The organism is Mycobacterium ostraviense, from assembly GCF_002705925.1.
Taxonomy (GTDB): domain Bacteria; phylum Actinomycetota; class Actinomycetes; order Mycobacteriales; family Mycobacteriaceae; genus Mycobacterium; species Mycobacterium ostraviense.
Genome location: NZ_NKRE01000001.1, coordinates 2829411 through 2846039 on the forward strand (window position 1 = coordinate 2829411; position 16629 = coordinate 2846039).

13 protein-coding genes and 1 pseudogene are annotated in these 16629 nt (G+C 65.8%); 8 read left to right on the forward strand and 6 right to left on the reverse strand.

All coding sequences use genetic code 11. From position 1 onward, the window contains the following. Nucleotide 1 precedes the first annotated feature (1 nt). Together CDN38_RS12920 and CDN38_RS12925 are read right to left on the reverse strand one after the other, a co-directional pair. Nucleotides 2-886, reverse strand: coding sequence for an SDR family NAD(P)-dependent oxidoreductase (locus CDN38_RS12920; protein WP_233027186.1), 885 nt, complete (start codon nucleotides 884-886; stop codon nucleotides 2-4). A 124-nt stretch (nucleotides 887-1010) separates the two neighbouring features. Further along, nucleotides 1011-1958, reverse strand: a complete 948-nt coding sequence (locus tag CDN38_RS12925) for an oxygenase MpaB family protein (protein WP_075511930.1) — start codon at nucleotides 1956-1958, stop codon at nucleotides 1011-1013. A gap of 152 nt (nucleotides 1959-2110) precedes the next feature. On the opposite strand from CDN38_RS12925, the gene CDN38_RS12930 reads away from it, so the two are divergent. The 4 genes from CDN38_RS12930 to CDN38_RS12945 all read left to right on the forward strand — a co-directional run bounded on the left by CDN38_RS12930 (nucleotide 2111) and on the right by CDN38_RS12945 (nucleotide 6066). Then, nucleotides 2111-2716 (forward strand): TetR/AcrR family transcriptional regulator, encoded by a 606-nt coding sequence (locus CDN38_RS12930; protein WP_075511931.1) that lies wholly within the window; start codon nucleotides 2111-2113, stop codon nucleotides 2714-2716. A gap of 2 nt (nucleotides 2717-2718) precedes the next feature. Then, a complete protein-coding gene (locus CDN38_RS12935; RefSeq protein ID WP_075511932.1) occupies nucleotides 2719-3495 on the forward strand; it encodes an adenylate/guanylate cyclase domain-containing protein in 777 nt (258 codons plus the stop codon). A gap of 100 nt (nucleotides 3496-3595) precedes the next feature. After that, nucleotides 3596-5842: a heavy metal translocating P-type ATPase gene (locus tag CDN38_RS12940; protein WP_075511933.1), complete on the forward strand. Its 2247-nt coding sequence runs from the start codon at nucleotides 3596-3598 to the stop codon at nucleotides 5840-5842. Beyond that, on the forward strand, nucleotides 5842-6066 hold the full coding sequence (locus tag CDN38_RS12945) for a heavy-metal-associated domain-containing protein (protein ID WP_075511934.1): 225 nt from the start codon (nucleotides 5842-5844) through the stop codon (nucleotides 6064-6066). The genes CDN38_RS12940 and CDN38_RS12945 overlap by 1 nt, the downstream gene beginning before the upstream one ends. A 678-nt stretch (nucleotides 6067-6744) precedes the next feature. Here CDN38_RS12945 and CDN38_RS12950 read toward each other — a convergent pair. Together CDN38_RS12950 and CDN38_RS12955 are read right to left on the reverse strand one after the other, a co-directional pair. After that, on the reverse strand, nucleotides 6745-7389 hold the full coding sequence (locus CDN38_RS12950; protein WP_075511935.1) for a TetR/AcrR family transcriptional regulator: 645 nt from the start codon (nucleotides 7387-7389) through the stop codon (nucleotides 6745-6747). A 78-nt stretch (nucleotides 7390-7467) separates the two neighbouring features. Further along, on the reverse strand, nucleotides 7468-8574 hold the full coding sequence (locus tag CDN38_RS12955; RefSeq protein WP_082277292.1) for an NAD-dependent epimerase/dehydratase family protein: 1107 nt from the start codon (nucleotides 8572-8574) through the stop codon (nucleotides 7468-7470). 357 nt (nucleotides 8575-8931) lie between these two features. Here CDN38_RS12955 and CDN38_RS12960 point away from each other — a divergent pair, with 357 nt between their 5' ends. The 4 genes from CDN38_RS12960 to CDN38_RS12975 all read left to right on the forward strand — a co-directional run bounded on the left by CDN38_RS12960 (nucleotide 8932) and on the right by CDN38_RS12975 (nucleotide 13951). Next, nucleotides 8932-9999, forward strand: a complete 1068-nt coding sequence (locus tag CDN38_RS12960) for a PrpF domain-containing protein (RefSeq protein WP_075512189.1) — start codon at nucleotides 8932-8934, stop codon at nucleotides 9997-9999. A 63-nt stretch (nucleotides 10000-10062) separates the two neighbouring features. Further along, nucleotides 10063-11265, forward strand: a complete 1203-nt coding sequence (locus tag CDN38_RS12965; RefSeq protein ID WP_161951669.1) for an AbrB family transcriptional regulator — start codon at nucleotides 10063-10065, stop codon at nucleotides 11263-11265. 2 nt (nucleotides 11266-11267) lie between these two features. Next, nucleotides 11268-12548 (forward strand): MFS transporter, encoded by a 1281-nt coding sequence (locus CDN38_RS12970; protein ID WP_036418620.1) that lies wholly within the window; start codon nucleotides 11268-11270, stop codon nucleotides 12546-12548. 269 nt (nucleotides 12549-12817) lie between these two features. Beyond that, nucleotides 12818-13951 (forward strand): PPE family protein, encoded by a 1134-nt coding sequence (locus CDN38_RS12975; RefSeq protein ID WP_036412049.1) that lies wholly within the window; start codon nucleotides 12818-12820, stop codon nucleotides 13949-13951. A gap of 33 nt (nucleotides 13952-13984) precedes the next feature. Here CDN38_RS12975 and CDN38_RS12980 read toward each other — a convergent pair. Then, a pseudogene (locus CDN38_RS12980) lies at nucleotides 13985-14967 on the reverse strand (cation diffusion facilitator family transporter). Between the two features lie 343 nt (nucleotides 14968-15310). After that, a complete protein-coding gene (locus CDN38_RS12985) occupies nucleotides 15311-16258 on the reverse strand; it encodes a glycosyltransferase family 2 protein (protein WP_082277289.1) in 948 nt (315 codons plus the stop codon). Between the last annotated feature and the right edge of the window lie 371 nt (nucleotides 16259-16629).

The following is a 16629-nucleotide window of genomic DNA, read 5'->3' on the forward strand; positions in this document are numbered from 1 at the left end:
GTCACCTTTCCGTCCGGGCCGAGCCGGCGAAGAACCGCCGGTGCCACAACCCTGCGGCCCGTTCGGCCGGTCCGGCCAGCAACACCGAGGCAAGTTCGGCGGGCCAGAGCCAGAGTGGCTCGATGGTTCGGGGCCGCTCGATGATCGCTTTGGCGATGGCATCGGCGGCCTCATCGGGATACAGGCCGGGAAGTCGCCCCAGGATGGGTGTGGGTTCGATCATCCGGGTGCGCACCAGTGCAAAGTAGACCGACGTCACATCCACACCATCGACGTGCAACTCCGGTGAAACGCTGCGCAACCAGCGATCGAAAGCTCCTTTGGAGGCCTGGTAGGCGCCCCATTGCGGGCCGGGCGCCACGCGTACCCCGACGCTGGAGACGTTGACGATGTGCCCGCGGCCGGTCTCACGCATCGCCGGCAGCAGTCCCAGCAATAGCCAGATCGGCCCCAGGTAATTGATGTCGATGGTGCGCTGAAAGTCGTGCGGCCGGTCGTACTGGTCGTGCAGCGACCGGCGCAGCGACTTGCCCGCGTTGCTCACCACGATGTCCAGCGGCCCGTGGTTCTCGTTGATGTGCTTGGTCAGCACGCTGACGGCTGCCTCGTCGCTGAGATCGGCCGGATAGGCGACCGCTGCGCCGCCGCCGGCGTTGATGGCCGCCGCAACATCGTCGAGCCTCTCGACCGATCGGGCCACGATCAGCACGGTCGCTCCGGCCGCGGCCAGCTTGCGCGCGGTGGCCTCGCCGATACCGTAGGACGCGCCGGTCACCAACACGGTCTTGCCGGAGACGGCGCCGCGCAGTTTGTCGGGATCCGATAGGCGCGCCGGGTTGGCCAGTCTGGTGCCGGCCTGTTCAAAGGCCTTTTCACAGGCCTCCATCACCGTCCGTGCTGCCAAATTCATTGGACCGGATCCCTTGATTGCGTTTTCACTATCTTGCCTATCTTGGCAATCTTGGCCCACGGCCGCCATCGCGGTGCAAGGGGCTCCCGCCTGTTGCGTTTTACCCTGTCCCGCGGCGGTTGTGCAGCTTGCGCGGGTCGACGCCGCAGCGGCCCCACGCGTCGGCGGCCCACGGGGCGTAGACCAGCCTCAGCGGTAGCCGATTGATCAGCGGATTCACCGCCCGGACTACCGCCGCGAACCGCTGGAATCGCCTCTCCTTCCTGGCATCCCAGTCCAGGTCGCAGACGCCGCGCATTTGCGGCGGCAATGTCCCCACGATGACCAGCCGCGCGTAGGCGTTCAGTGGCGCGGACAGGACCGTCCAGATCCGGCCGGGAACCTTGCGCGGACCCGGGATCCCTTTGCGGAGGTAACCGGTGCCGTACCGGACCGTCTGGTGCGGGACGAACCGGTCGAGCATGCCCTCCCAGTAGGTGCGGAACTCGTCGTAGGTCTGCGGCTGGCCGCGATCGCTGACGCCGTAAAGGCGGTACCAGGTCTTGCTTTCCTCGAAGATCTGCTCCTTTTCCGCGTGGGACAGCCGTCGGATGAACATGTCCGCCGTGTAGAGGATCTGGTCGACGAAGGTGGCATGGGCCCAGTAGAACAACTCCGGGTTAAGCGCGTGATACCTCGAGCCGTCGCTGATGGTGCCTTTGATCGACTTGTGGAAGTCACGCACCGTGCGGCCCCAGGCGACGGGATCCTCGGAGTACACCGTTTTCATCAGTGGCGGTGCCGTCCGCTTGGCCCGGCCCACGGTGTCGCTGAAAATCACCGAATGATCGAAGACCCCCTGAGCGAGCTGCTCGATGCAGTTTTCGGTGCCCGCGACCCGCTGGAAGCCGAAGATTTGGGTGCGGTAGTCGCCGTAGAACTTCCAGATCAGCGAATCCGGGCCCAGCCGCGGCGACGCCGTGTGGTCATCGGGTTGGTCGGAGAGCACCGGCACCGCTTCCCGCACACCGGTGTCGAATCTCGCGCCAGCGGTCAATTCAGCCGTCATCGAACCTCCGCGCCGCAGCCTGACGAAGCAGTGACACAATTCTGTTTCTTTGTATCAACGCTAGCCGGCTAGGTGAACGTCGGCAACGCTGCGTCCACAACGCGAGCCGGCCGGATGGACGTCGGCAATCTCGATGGCAGGGCAGAACTATCATGCAGTCCAGGATGGGCGCCGAAACGAGCACCGACAGGGCCGAGTCGATCACCGGCCTGGACCGAACCATCCTGGACACCGCCCGCACGGTGTTCGAAACCTACGGCCTGCGCCGGGCCAACATCGAAGACGTCGCGGCGCGCGCCGGAGTGAGCCGCAGCACCATCTATCGACGCTTCCCCACCAAGGACGAGCTCTTCGAACGCGTCGTGCGCCGCGAGGCCGAACTGTTCTTCACCACGCTCGACAACGCCACCGACGGCCTCGATCCGCAGCAGGCGGTGATCGAGGCGTTCACCCTCGGGGTGCGACTGATCAAAGACTCGCCGCTGTATGCGCGCATCGCCGAGAGCGAACCCGAGCTGTTCGGCATGTTCTCCCGGTCGCATGTGTTCCCGATCGGCCAATTCGCCGACGGGATCGCCCGCACGCTGCGGCGCTGCGGTGCCGGCATTCCCGACGCCGACCTCGCCAACATCGCCGACATCCTGCTGCGCGTGGCCGTCGGCATCATCATGTTCCCCACCGACCGCCTCGACACCTCCGACGACGCGGCCGTCCGCGACTACGCCGCCCGCTATCTCGTCCCGATCGTCAGCGGGTAGCCGTGTCGCAGGTGCCCCCCACTCCCAGGACCCGCTACGCCAGATGCGGGGACCTGGACATCGCCTACCAGGTGCTCGGCGACGGTCCGATCGACCTGCTCGTCGTGCCGGGGCCGACCATTCCGGTCGACACGATCGACACCGAGCCGTCGATGTACCGCTTTCACCGGCGGCTGGCCTCGTTCAGCCGGATGATCCGATTCGACCATCGCGGGGTCGGCCTGTCGTCTCGCGTTCCGTCGGCGGAGATGCTCGGCCCCAAGTTCTGGGCCGCGGACGCGGTCGCGGTCATGGATGCCGTGGGATGCGAGCGGGCCACGGTCTTCGCGTCCGGCTTCACCGCGACGACGGCGCTGCTCGACAACCATGACACCCTGGTCCGTCACGAAATCCAGCGATTCGGCGGGCAGGAGGTGAATACCGCCGGCGACGGGTTCGTCGCGACGTTCAACAGCCCCAGCGCGGCGATCGCCTGCGCGGCCGACGTTGTCGGCGCGGTCCGGGTGCTCGGCATCGAGGTCAGAGTCGGCATCCACGCCGGTGAAGTCGAGGTGCGCGGCGCCCGCAAAGGCCACCACGGCGACGTCGCCGGCATGGCCGTGCACATCGGCGCGCGGGTCATGGCGCTCGCCGAACCCGGCGAAGTGCTGGTGTCCTCGACGGTGCGCGACATCGTCACCGGCTCCAAGCACACCTTCGCCGAGCGCGGTGACCACGATCTCAAAGGTGTGCCGGGCCGGTGGCGGCTGTACGCACTGGTCAGCGAGCATTCCCGGTAGCGGGAACCGATTGGCGCCGGTGTCCGACTTGTAGGCTGACAAGTGCACTAACACCAATCCAAGCCAATCCAAGCCGATTCGAGCCGATCCGAGGAGGGCCGTGGCGGCTCCAGTTGTGGGGGACTCCGACCTCGGTTCCGTGCGGCCGTCGCCGACGTATATCCAGCTCGATATTGGCGGAATGTCCTGCGCCGCCTGCGCGAGCCGGGTCGAATCGAAGCTGAACAAGGTTCCCGGGGTGCGGGCATCGGTCAACTTCGCCACCCGGGTCGCGACGATCGATGCCGTCGGCCTGGCGGCCGACGAGCTGTGCCAGGTGGTCGAGAGCGCCGGATACCACGCGGTGCCGCATACGGAGTCGGCCACCGACGAGCGTGATCCTGACGCCGAGCATGCCCGCAAACTGTTATGGCGGCTGCTGGTGGCAGCGGTGCTCTTCGTGCCGCTGGCCGATTTGTCGACCATGTGCGCGCTCGTGCCGTCCACCAGGTTCCCCGGCTGGGGGTATGTGCTGACCGCGCTGGCCGCCCCCATCGTGACGTGGGCCGCCTGGCCCTTCCACTCGGCGGCGCTGCGGAACGCGCGGCACCGGACCGCGTCGATGGAAACGCTCATCTCGGTGGGCATCACGGCGGCCACCGCCTGGTCGCTGTCGACCGTGTTCATCGACAAGCATCCGCGGGAAAGCAGCGGAATCTGGCAGGCGATCCTCAACAGCGACTCCATCTATCTCGAGGTCGCCGCCGGAGTCACGGTCTTCGTCCTGGCCGGCCGGTACTTCGAGGCCCGCGCCAAATCCAAGGCTGGCAGCGCGTTGCGCGCGCTGGCCGCGCTGGGCGCCAAGGATGTGACGGTGCTGTTGCCCGATGGAGCCGAACTGGTGATCCCGGCCGGCGAACTCAAGAGGCAGCAGCGCTTCGTGACCCGTCCCGGCGAAACCATCGCCGCCGACGGGGTCGTCGTCGACGGCACCGCGGCAATCGACATGAGCGCGATGACCGGCGAGGCCAAGCCGGTCCGGGCGGCTCCGGACTCCCCGGTCCTGGGCGGCACCGTCGTGCTGGACGGCCGCCTGGTCATCGAGGCCACCGCCGTGGGCGCCGATACCCAGTTCGCCGCAATGGTTCGCCTCGTCGAGGAAGCACAGGCGCAGAAGGCCGGCGCGCAGCGCCTGGCCGACCGGATTTCGGCGGTGTTCGTGCCGGTGGTCTTTGCCATCGCGATCGTGGCCGGTGGGTGCTGGCTCCTCAGCGGGGCCGGTGCGGACCGGGCATTCTCGGTGACGCTCGGGGTGCTGGTAATCGCCTGCCCGTGTGCGCTGGGGCTGGCCACCCCGACGGCGATGATGGTGGCCTCCGGGCGGGGTGCGCAGCTGGGAATTTTCATCAAGGGATATCGGGCGCTGGAAACCATCCACGGCATCGACACCGTGGTGTTCGACAAGACCGGCACCTTGACCGTAGGCCAGTTGCGGGTGAGCACGGTGACGACGACCGGCGGGCGGGATTGCGCGGAGGTCCTGGAGCTTGCCGCCGCCGTGGAAGCGGCCTCCGAGCATGCGGTGGCGACCGCCATTGTCGCGGCGTCGCCGGCGCCGGCTCCAGTCGCCGAGTTCGCCGCGGTGGCCGGATGCGGCGTGTCGGGAATTGTCGACGGCCACCGCGTCGAAGTCGGCAAGCCATGCTGGATCACCCGCGAGACACCGTCCGACGCCTCGCTGGACGGTGCCCGCCGCGAAGGCGAGTCACGCGGCGAGACAGTAGTTTTCGTGTCGGTGGACGGCGTGGCCTGCGCCGCCGTCACCATCGCCGACACGGTCAAGGAGTCGGCGGCCGACGCGGTCCGCGCACTACGCAGCCGAGGGCTGCAGACCATCCTGCTCACCGGCGACAATCAGGCCGTGGGCGATGCGGTCGCCGCCCGGGTCGGCATCGACACCGCCATCGCCGATGTGCTGCCCGAGGGCAAAGTCAGCGTGATCCAGCGGCTGCGCGACCAGGGACATGCCGTCGCCATGGTCGGCGACGGCATCAACGACGGTCCGGCCCTGGCAGGTGCCGACCTGGGACTGGCGATCGGGCGTGGCACCGACGTGGCGATCGGTGCGGCCGACATCATCCTGGTTCGCGACGACCTGCACATCGTCCCGCAGACACTGGATCTGGCGCGCGCCACCTTGCGGACCATCCGGATGAACATGATCTGGGCGTTCGGCTACAACGTCGCCGCCATCCCAATCGCCGCCGCCGGCCTGCTCAACCCGCTGATCGCCGGTGCGGCCATGGCGTTCTCGTCGTTCTTCGTGGTGTCAAACAGCCTGCGGCTACGTAACTTTGGGAGTCAATGATGGCCGAACAGACATTCTCCGTCGACGGACTGCGGTGTGCGGGGTGCGTCGACACCGTCACCAGCGCGCTAACATCCCTGGAGCCCGTCACTTCCGTCGCCGTCGATCTGGATGCCGACGGCCCGTCGACAGTGCGGATTTCGGCCGAGGTGGAACTCACCCGCGAGCAGGTGCAAGCGGCACTGTCGGGGAGTGGCGACTTTTCCGTCTTGGGCCAGGGGTAGCGCCCATGCTGATCTAGTCACCGCGCTGCGCGGAGTCCCGGACCAGGCGACCACATCATTCACATGGAACCCAAGCCGATCCGGTGCGCATTTTGCTCGCCTCACTCGGAATTCATGGTGACCACGAATGCTGCTGGTCAGCGATGTCCTGTAGCGCAGCCTTGGATGCCTGGCTCTGTTTTCGGCATACCTTGGCTCTGTTTTCGGCACGCCAATACCGCACCTTCGCTCAAACCTCTTGTGATGGGAGGCGTTCGGGGGATGTCTCACGTGCTCACCGAGTCGGCTGCCATGCCGCCGTATCGAGTGTGCGGTGACGGCTTTGACCGTGTATGTAGGGCGGGAACATCCACGATCGGGCCGCCCTGACGGCACCGTCGGCGCCATCAGCGCGCACTCGGCGCCATCACCGCACACTCGGCGCCGTCAGCGCGAACCACCAGCACCAGCACGCGATTTCCATCTCCTCACACCGGGTCGCAGCCCCACGACCGGCTTTAGCTTTAGCGACAAGCCAAGGAGCGCAACGAATTTGTCGCGGACAGGCGGGCAGAAGGAGACATCCCGAACCCGGGAGACTGATGTGGCTGATGGGAAAGCCGCAGTTGGGTCCTATCACCAGGGCACCAGATCAGCGCCGCACTAGGCCAGTCCTAGGCACGTCCACCGCGGCCGCGCTCAGCGAGGAGGATGTGCGGGTTCCGCGCTGATCTCCAAAGCATCAGCAGCGGAACGAATTTCGGGCAATCGAGCGGGATCCGCCAGCAACGCGACCAAGGTGAACTCCACGATCTCAGCGGGATCGACCGCGAGATCCGGGAACGTCACCGCGTCGAACATCGCCTCGATCAGCCTGGCTGCCGAAACCGGATTCAGTTCGCGCACATCGCCTTCGTCCTGGCCCGCCCGGATGAGATCCACGATCACCGGCTCGATCTTCGAAACCAGCGCCTGTTCGGCCGCGAAAGCGTCGTTCTGCTGCAGTTCCGGGGTGATGATGATGGCGGCCAGTACGTTGGGTGAGCGATTGACATACTCGTAGGCCTCCTGGAGCCAGCGGTGCAGCTTGACCACCGCCGGGGCGCGCACCGCCGCAAGCTCGTCGGCCACCGCCACTGGACGCTCCAGAGCGAGCCGCACCAGCGCCGCGAGGATTTCTTTCTTCGAGGAGAAGTGCTTGTAGAGGGCCGGTTGCTCGACGCCGACAGCGGCGGCGATCTCCCGGGTCGAGGTGGCGGAGTAGCCCCGCAAAGAGATGAGCTCAGCGGCCGCGCGCAAGATGCGATCCGCCGTTGGGCTGCGTCGTGCGGCTTCCCCGGACATGCACCTAAGGTAAGCCATCAGCCACCAGCGCAACTGTGCGGTTCCGGTACGACACGAGCAGCATCGCGGCCCGGCCTCTCAGGCTTCTGCCGCGAGCCGTTGCGTCGGATGCGACCGTGACCGCGGCGCGGTCGCGGGATGTTGGTTACGGGGCGCGACACCGGCACCCTGACCGCGGTGGGCTTTGGCAGGCCTATCGGTCCTGGCCGGGTGGAATACCCCTACGTGGTAGGAACTGCTGGCATATTCCTTGGCGCCCACTAGTTGCGACAGCGGCGTCCGAACCGGTTCGTTTTCGGCCACCCGGGCGGCGACGGCATTCAGATCGAAGCGTGGATTCCATCCCAATTCCTGGCGAGCCCGGGTGTTGACGTACACGCGGTCCAGCCGGTCGGGGAACCGCCAGCCACGTTCGGCCCACACCGCCGCGGCATCCGGCACCCGACGCGCCAGCACCGCGGCTGCGTCGGTGCGCAGCTCGGCCATGTCCTCCCGAGCGAACGGTGTGGTGGCGCTGATGATGTACCGGGCGAATCCAAGGCTCGGCGCCAGCTGCGCCGCCCGCAGATGCGCATCGACCGCGTCCTCGAGCGCGACGCGCCGGCACGCATATTCGTTGGCCTTGATGTTGTCGTCGCTGCGCCCGTCGTAATCGTCGGGCATGTCATCGAACTCGGCGAAAAACCGCGCCACCCGCAACACCACACAGGCCAGGCCGTCGTTACGATGCGCCAGCTGGCACAGGTCCTCGGCGGCGGCCTTGGTCACGCCGTAGATGTTTTTCGGAATCGGCACCACCGATTCGTCGATCCAGGCCGCGGGCGCACCCGGCGGCGGCACCAGCGCGTCACCGAAAACCGTTGTCGAGGACGTCATCACGAAAGAGCGGACGTTCGCCGCGACCGCGGCGTCGAGCAGATGATGGGTGCCGCTGATATTCGTCTCCACAAATTCATGACTCGGCACGAAAGCCAGCTGCGGCTTGTGCAGGGTAGCCGTGTGGAATACCACCTCCACGCCGGCCATCACCTCGCGCAGCAAAGCCGGGTCAGTCACGGACCCGACAACATCGGTCCACTTCGACGGCCGGCTGTCCAGGCCGATGACGTCGGCTCCGCGCGCCCGCAGGGTGCGCACCAGGGCCTCGCCCAGGTGGCCGGAGCTGCCGGTCACCAGGGTGCGCATGTTGAGTTCCGGCGTCCGAGCCCGCGAGTTCGTCGCGATCCCGGCTTCGCCTTGCTGGTTATCAGTGGATAACATGGCCCAATGGTATCGGCTGATAACCGATTGTCAAGACACCCCGTTGACATGGCTCCATGCGGAATCAGCCGTTCCCATAACGCCGGCTTTTCGCCGGCGCTCACCCCTTGACCGTCGTGGATATCAATTGATAACTTAGGTTATCAGTCGATACCGCCGTCAACTGCACCGCCCTCACTGGCGCCGGGCAGTTAGCCCAGCACTCCAAGGAGGGTCCAAAAAGACAATGTCTATGTCCGTGGTGAAACCCAAGCCGGCCAGCCGACGGCTAGTGGGCCCCAAATGATCTCGGTGCCAGCGATGTTGATGCGAGGCGGCACCTCCAAAGGGGTCTACCTGCTCAAGTCGGATCTCGATCGCGTCAGCGCAGACCCGAATGTGTTGCTGCCTGCCGTCATGGGGTCGCCGGATCACCGGCAGATCGACGGCCTCGGCGGCGGCAGCTCAACGACCAGCAAGGTCGCGATAGTGGGGCCGGCGACCCGTGCCGGCTGCGACATCGACTATCTCTTCGCGCAGGTGGATGTCGAATCCATGCGGGTGGATTGGACACCGACGTGCGGGAACATCCTCGCCGGGGTGGGACCGTTCGCGATCGAGCGCGGACTTGTCGCAACGGTTGACGGTTACACCCCGATCCGGGTCCACCTGGTCAACACCGGCGCTACCGTCACGGTTTCGGTGCCCACCCCGGGCGGGCAGCTCAGGTATGCCGGCGGATTCGAAATCAGCGGTGTGCCAGGCCGCGCGGCGGCGATCGACATGGTGTTCAGCGAGTTCTGCGGCGGGAGCACCGGGACGTTGTTCCCGACGGGAAATCCCGTCGACGATGTCGACGGAGTCGCGGTCACCGCGATCGACGCCGGGGTGTGCGCCATCATCGCCCACGCGGAAGCGTTCGGGATCGCGGGCGACGAATCGCCGCAGCAGCTCACCGGCGATCGCGAATTGCTGCGCAATATCGAATCCGTCCGGCTGCGTGCGGCGGTCGCGATGGGCCTCGGCGACGTCACCGGACGCGTTCTGCCAAAGGTCATGCTGGTCACCAAGTCGCACCGTGGCGATCTCCGGTCACGTTACTTCGTACCGAGCAGCTGCCATCCAACCCACGCGGTTTCCGGAGCGCTATGTCTGGCGACGGCAGCAACCTTCTGCGACACGGTCGTCGGAAGACTTCTCCCCCAACGCTTCACCGCCGGGCCGTTGGTGATCGAACATCCAGCCGGCGCGATGGACGTGGAAGTCATTGGTGGCGGCCGGGCCGACGGGATTTCCGCGGTGCTGCGCAGCACGGCGCGAAAGCTGTTCGACGGCTATGTATTTGCCGACCTGGACAAGATGGTTGCCTGAACGATGAATATGCGACAAAAGTGGCGAACCGCCGGCTACTGGTTGTGCTGTGTGCTACTCACGATGACACTGGGGCTACTGCTCTCGGCATGTCACATGCCGATCGGATGGCTGATCGCCGCGCTAGCCAGTGCCGGATGCATAGCGGTGTTGGCGGGCCGGGAGTTTGTGCCGCACAAGTTCCTGCTTCGGCCGGCGCAAGGATGCATCGGCATGGCGGTCGCCGTGCCGCTGAGCGGCCTGGCCAGTACCACGATCGCCGGCTACCTCGGAATCTCCGCGGTGTGCTCCGCAGCGACGCTGATCCTATGCCTAGTCTGCGGACTTGCCTTGACCCGCGCCGCGAAAACGCTGTCGCCGGCAACCGCGTTGCTGTCGACATTGGCGGGTGGGGCCAGCGGAATATGCACCATGGCACCGGAATTGCGCGTCGATCATCGTTACGTGGCGCTATCGCAATACCTTCGGGTGGTCGTGGTCGCGCTGACGGTTCCGCTGGTCCTGCACTGTGTCGGCGCGCCAGCGGCCCGGCCGCATCCAGCCGGGAGTCACGTCACGCTGATCTCCAGTGCGGCCGCGATCGCGGTCATCGTCGCGGCCGGTTACGCCGGGTTGAGGTGGAAATGGCCGGCGCCGTTTCTGATCGCTCCCATGCTGGTCGCGCTGGTGACTCAATTCCCCGGCCCGGGGCAATTCGTGCTGGCCCTGCCGTCCGAACTCAATGCCGTCGCATACGTGGTGATCGGGTGGCAGGCCGGAGGTGCCCTCACCCTGTGCGCCCTCCGTCAATGCCTTCGGCTACTGCCACTGACATGCGCCTTCATTGGCGTGGCGATCGGTGGATGTTTGGTATTGACAGTCGTGGTGTCGGCTTGGACCGGCGTGACCTTTTCGCAGGCATATCTGGCGACCACACCGGGCGGAATCTATGTAGCGCTGGCAGCCAGCGACTCGGCGGCCGAGCCGCTGGTGGCGACCATGCAGGTGTTACGTCTGCTGATGATGAACGTCGCCGCCATTATCGCCAGCAAACTGCTTACCACCCAAAAGGATTCGCACCCCGACGAACCGCGAGAAGATCCGGCACTACCGGGTGTAGTGCGTGCCGGGGTCGGTCGGCCATGGCGACTGGCCCGCGCTGGCCGGTCAACGAGCCCGGCTTTCGATCACCGGCAACGACGGTTGCTTTCCGCCTGCGCCACCGCGTCACCGTCGGCAATAGCCCCGGCTGCCGACACGCCACGGAGCCCGACTCGGGTGATGTGACGATGGGAATAGTTGCTCACTTCCGCAGCTTCAATCATCCCAGCCGCGTCCTGATGGTCAACCAGTTCGCCATCAATGTGGGCTTCTACATGCTGATGCCGTACTTGGCCGGCTATCTGGCGGGCCCGCTGGGGCTGGCGGCGTGGGCGGTGGGCCTGGTGCTGGGTGTGCGCAACTTCGCCCAACAGGGCATGTTCTTCGTGGGAGGCACGTTGGCCGACCGGTTCGGCTACAAGCCGATGATCGTGGCCGGATGTCTGGTGCGTACCGGCGGATTCGTGCTGCTGGTGCTCGCGCAGTCACTGCCGATTGTGGTGATCGCCTCGGCGGCAATGGGTTTCGCGGGCGCCCTGTTCAATCCCGCAGCGCGCGCCTACCTCGCGGCCGACGCCGAAAACCGCAGGATCGAAGCGTTTGCGATGTTCAACGTCTTCTACCAGTCAGGGATTCTCCTCGGCCCGCTGATTGGATTGGCGTTGGTGGCAATGGATTTCCGGATTTCAGTCATGGCCGCTGCGGTCGTTTTCGCGGCCCTCAGTGTCGCACAGCTGCTGGCGCTACCCCCGGACAAAGCCGGCCGGGCCGCGGGCAAGGCACGGAAAGCGGAGAAGAGCTCGGTCATCGAGGACTGGCGCGTCGTGTTGGGCAACCGAGCGGTATTGTGGTTCGCCGCAGCCATGATCGGCGCGTACGTGCTGGAATTCCAGATCAATCTCGCCCTTCCGCTGCATGCGTCGCGGCTGGCACCGCGCTCCCAGACATCGCTGGTGGCAGTGCTTTTCCTGATATCGAGTTTGGTCACGGTCGCCGGCCAGCGCCACCTCACCCGCTGGTTCGGGGCGCGGTGGGAGCCGGGGCGCAGCCTCCCCATCGGAGTCATGTTGCTGACGGGATCGTTCGTGCCCCTTGCGGTCGTTCCCAACGAGCAACGGTTCGGTACTGCCGCCGCGGTGCTGGCGCTGTTGCTGTCGGCGAGCCTGCTCGCGCTTGCCGCTGCGGTGGTGTTTCCCTTCGAGCTGGACAGGGTGGTGTCGTTGGCCGGAGACCGGCTGGTGGCCACCCATTACGGCTTTTACAAGACCGTTGTCGGAATCGGTCTGCTCATCGGCAATCTGGCGACCGGGGCGCTGCTCAGTGCGGCACACCGCTTCAACGTCGACGAATTTGCCTGGGGGGCATTGATTGTCGTGGGATTGGTCGCTGTGGCGGGCCTGTCTCGGCACAGCAGGCACACCGCACCGGCGAGCGGGCCGAGGCGGGCCCTGGGAGTCGCGGCCGGGTGATCAGCCCTCGGCCTTCGCGTGAGCGCTTCGGGCGATTATCGAAGCCACTCCAGGCCCGAGCCAAGTCTTTTCGACGGCGACCTTGACATCAAGTTATCCGCTGATAACCTGGCTGGTGGTGGCGGTTATCGCCTGATAACTTCGCCGCCTTCCGGGCTGACTTAAGGAGCAACCTCCATGTCTTCGATGAACTTTGGAGCCGAAACGCTTCGTGCACACTGGCCATTGGTCGCGCCACGGCGCCTTGTCGAAGCTGTCGGCGGTTAGCCATGCTGGATTTCGCAGCGTTGCCCCCGGAGATCAATTCGGGTCGGATGTACGCCGGCGGCGGCTCGGGGTCGTTGCGGGCCGCAGCCGCGGCGTGGGAGGTGCTGGCCGCCGACTTGTACGCGACGGCGGTCGACTACCTGTCGGTGGTGTCGGGACTGACCGAGGGACCATGGCGGGGTTCCGTATCGGCGTCCATGGCTGCGGCGGCGGCACCGTATGTGTCCTGGCTTGCCACCACCGCTTCCCAGGCACAGCACGCGGCGAGCCAGGCCAGGGCGGCAGCGCAGGCCTTTGAGGTGGCGTTTCACATGACGGTTCCGCCGGCGGAGGTGGCGGCCAACAGGACGATGTTGTGCTGGCTGGTCGCGACCAATGCTCTTGGCCAAAACATCACGGCGATCGCGACTACCGAGACGCAGTACGCCGAAATGTGGGCGCAGGACGCTGCCGCGATGTACGCGTATGCGGCCGCCTCCGCGGCTGCATCCCGGGTGGCGCCTTTCGCCGACCCGCCGCCAACCACCAACGAAGCAGGATTGACCGCTCAGGCCGCAGCGGTGGCCAGGGCCGCCGAGTCGAACGCGCAAATGACCACGCTGTCGCAACTGCTGTCCCGGGTGCCCCGGGCCCTGCAGGAACTCGCATCACCGATGTTGTCCATGGACCCCCCGGACTGGCTGGACTTCATCTTTGTCACCGCCGCGCCGCTGATCCTGAGCTCGGTCAGTTCGTGTTTGGGGCTGACCCAGTCGCTGGCGTCGCTCTCGCTGGTGGCGGGGTCGGCGGCGCAGGTCGCCACCGGCGACGCGGCGTCGTTGGGTTCGGCGCTGGCGGGTGGGCTTGGTTCGATGGCCGGTATGTCGTCGGCCGGTGCGGCGATGTCGGCGAGTATGGGCGGAGCGGGATCGATCGGCGCGTTGTCGGTGCCGGCAAGCTGGGCCGCACTTCCCGCGGCCGGCTCTGCCGCCGCGGCGCTCCCGACCAGCTGGGGTGTGGTGCCCGAAAGCGCGGCGGGCGTGCCGGGAATGCCGGGGGTTCCGATCGCCGGGACGGCCGGCCAGGGCATGGGCGGTGCGGTGCCGCGATACGGGTTCCGTCCCGCGGTCGTGCCACGTCCGCCGGCGGCCGGATAGCGCAAATCACGTGGGCGAGCGCTGTTGCCAGCGCTAAGAAGCGCTGGTCTCGGTTGGCGGCTCGCCGCCATGGCGGTGCTGCTCTGCAGCGTTTGGATGGTCGGCGGGGTAGGCGTGGATTAGGGCCGTGGTGAGTTTGGGGACGGCGCGGATGAGGTCGTGTTCCCCGTCGTGGGCAATGCGGTGGGCGTCAGCCAGGCTCAGGGTTGACTCGATGTCGAGTTCGGCGTCGGCGTGCACGCGGTGGCCGATCCAGCGCATCCGTAGGCTGCGAACTGATCGGACCCCTGGCCGGGCGGCCAGGGCGGCTTCAGCGGCGTCGATGAGGGCCGGGTCCAGACCGTCCAGCAGGCGGTGGAACACGTCGCGCACTGCGGTCCGCAGCACAGCCAGAATGGCCACGGTGATCACCAGACCGATGATCGGGTCGGCCAGCGGGAAGCCCAGGGCGACAGCGCCGGCGGCAAAAAGGACGGCCAGGGAGGTGAAGCCGTCGGTACGGGCGTGCAGGCCGTCGGCGACCAGGGCGGCTGAGCCGATGCGTCGGCCGACGCCGATCCGGTACAGCGCGAACCATTCGTTGCCGATGAATCCCATTAGTCCGGCCAGGGCAACCCAGCCGACGTTTTCGACGGGCTGGGGTGGATGAGCCGCACAACGGCCTCGTAGCCGGCGATGATGGCCGACATCGTGATCATCGCTACGACGAATAGGCCGGCCAGATCCTCGACACGGCCGAAGCCGTAGGTGTAGCGGCGGGTGGCAGCCTTGGTGCTCAGTGCGAATGCGATCCACAACGGCACCGCGGTGAGCGCGTCGGAGAAGTTGTGGATGGTGTCGGCCGCAAGGGCAATCGACCCGGAGATGATCACGACGGCAATCTGGGCGACCGCGGTGATTCCCAGCACCAACAGGCTGATCTTGACCGCACTGATCCCGGCCGCACTGGATTCCAGCGCATCGTCGATGCTGTCGGCGGCGTCGTGAGAGTGCGGGGCGAAGATCTCTCTTACCATGGCCCGCCACCCCTTAGGATGGTCGTGGCCGTGGTCGTGATTGTGGGAATGCCCGGGGCCACTGTGGCCGTGGTGGCCGTGGTGGCCGCCATAAGTGGCTGCGGCACCGAAGGTTTCGATGTGGTGGTCGCTCATTTCCGACGTGCCTTTCGCGACGGAAGATTGACGGTGATGCCCCGACCGGCGCCGGGCCGGCCCGCCCGCTCGGCGAGCTCGTCCAAGACGACTCGTCGTCGGCCGACGTCCGGAACTTGGTGCGACACGCTTGAAGGCCAAACACCTGCGTTCATGCGCAGGTACTAAACCACGGCACGAGGCGGTGCCATCGCTCGCTATCCCGTCGTCATGCGAGCGAACTGACGGCCGTCCAAGCCCGCCGAGCCCGCCGAGCCCGCAGCCCAACGTCGATGGTGAAGCGGCCACGTAGCCGTGATAACGTGAACCGATTGCTTTCGGAGTCGTAAAAGAACCGCAGTGTTCGAACCGGGAAATATCCCAGCATGAGAACGGCACGACTCTTGACGCCGTGCGCCTTTGTGGTCCTGGTATAACGCGTGGCATATCGAAAAAAGTCGAGCGGTGAACATTCCACCCGGCGGCCAGACGCGCCCACCACCATCGTGGATTCGTATGCGATCTCGAAATTATTCTTGAACAGCGTCAGTGCAAGATCGATGTCTTCGTGCAGTCGGTCTTCCAGATCCAGCTGCGTGAGATGACGCACCGCCTGCCACGCCGAGGTCCGGATTGCCATGTTGGCACCCAAGAGGAACCGTTGATCGGTTGCCGTGCGATGCAGGTTGCGGCGGACCATGTGGTCGATCCTGAATATCGACCCACGCAGCGGAATATCGTAATAGTGGACCGGGCCGGTGACCGCGTCAACGGCGGAGTCTTGAAAGCACTGCCGAATCGTCTCGACCCAGTCGGTGTCAATGATGGAATCGGCATCAATCCGGCCGATGATCTGACTGCGAGCATGGTCGAATCCACAGTTGCGCGTCGGCGCGATACCTAGATGCTCATTTTGGTCGAGCAGCCGTATGTCGATATGTGGGTTCTCTTCTTGATACCGACGCACGATCGATACGGTGTTGTCACTCGATTTGTTATTGACAACGATTATCTCGTCCGGTGCCGACGTTTGACCGAGGCATGCGTCAAGACATTTGCCGATAAATCGTTCTTCATTACGCGCAGGGACAACGATTGCCACGGACGGCTGCTGAGACATCGCCATGACCACGCTAGATCGCAATGTCGCGCCGAGCCGGCCTGATGCCACAAGCATCAGCGGTGCAACGGATTTCGGCTAACGAATTGTGGTTAGACACGTGTCGGTCCGGCGGGTCGCCGAAACCTTCGAGCCCACGCAGGTTATCGCCCGATAGCAGCACGGTGCGATGTTATCACATGATAACCACCGGTCAAGGGCGCGCCGCCCCCCGGCTCCGAGCGAGCGCCCACGGTTGCCAACATCCGACGATCAACGACCCTTGACACGTCGGGTATCAAACGATAACCTAGGTATCACTCGATAACCCCGCGGCGAGTGGCGGCGTCGAAGCGTCGGCCGCGGCACTGGTACAGCGGTTATCGGCAGCGCTCCGTCACGCCAACGCAGCCCGCGGCGGAGGTCCCGCGAGCTTTCAGACCGCTTGA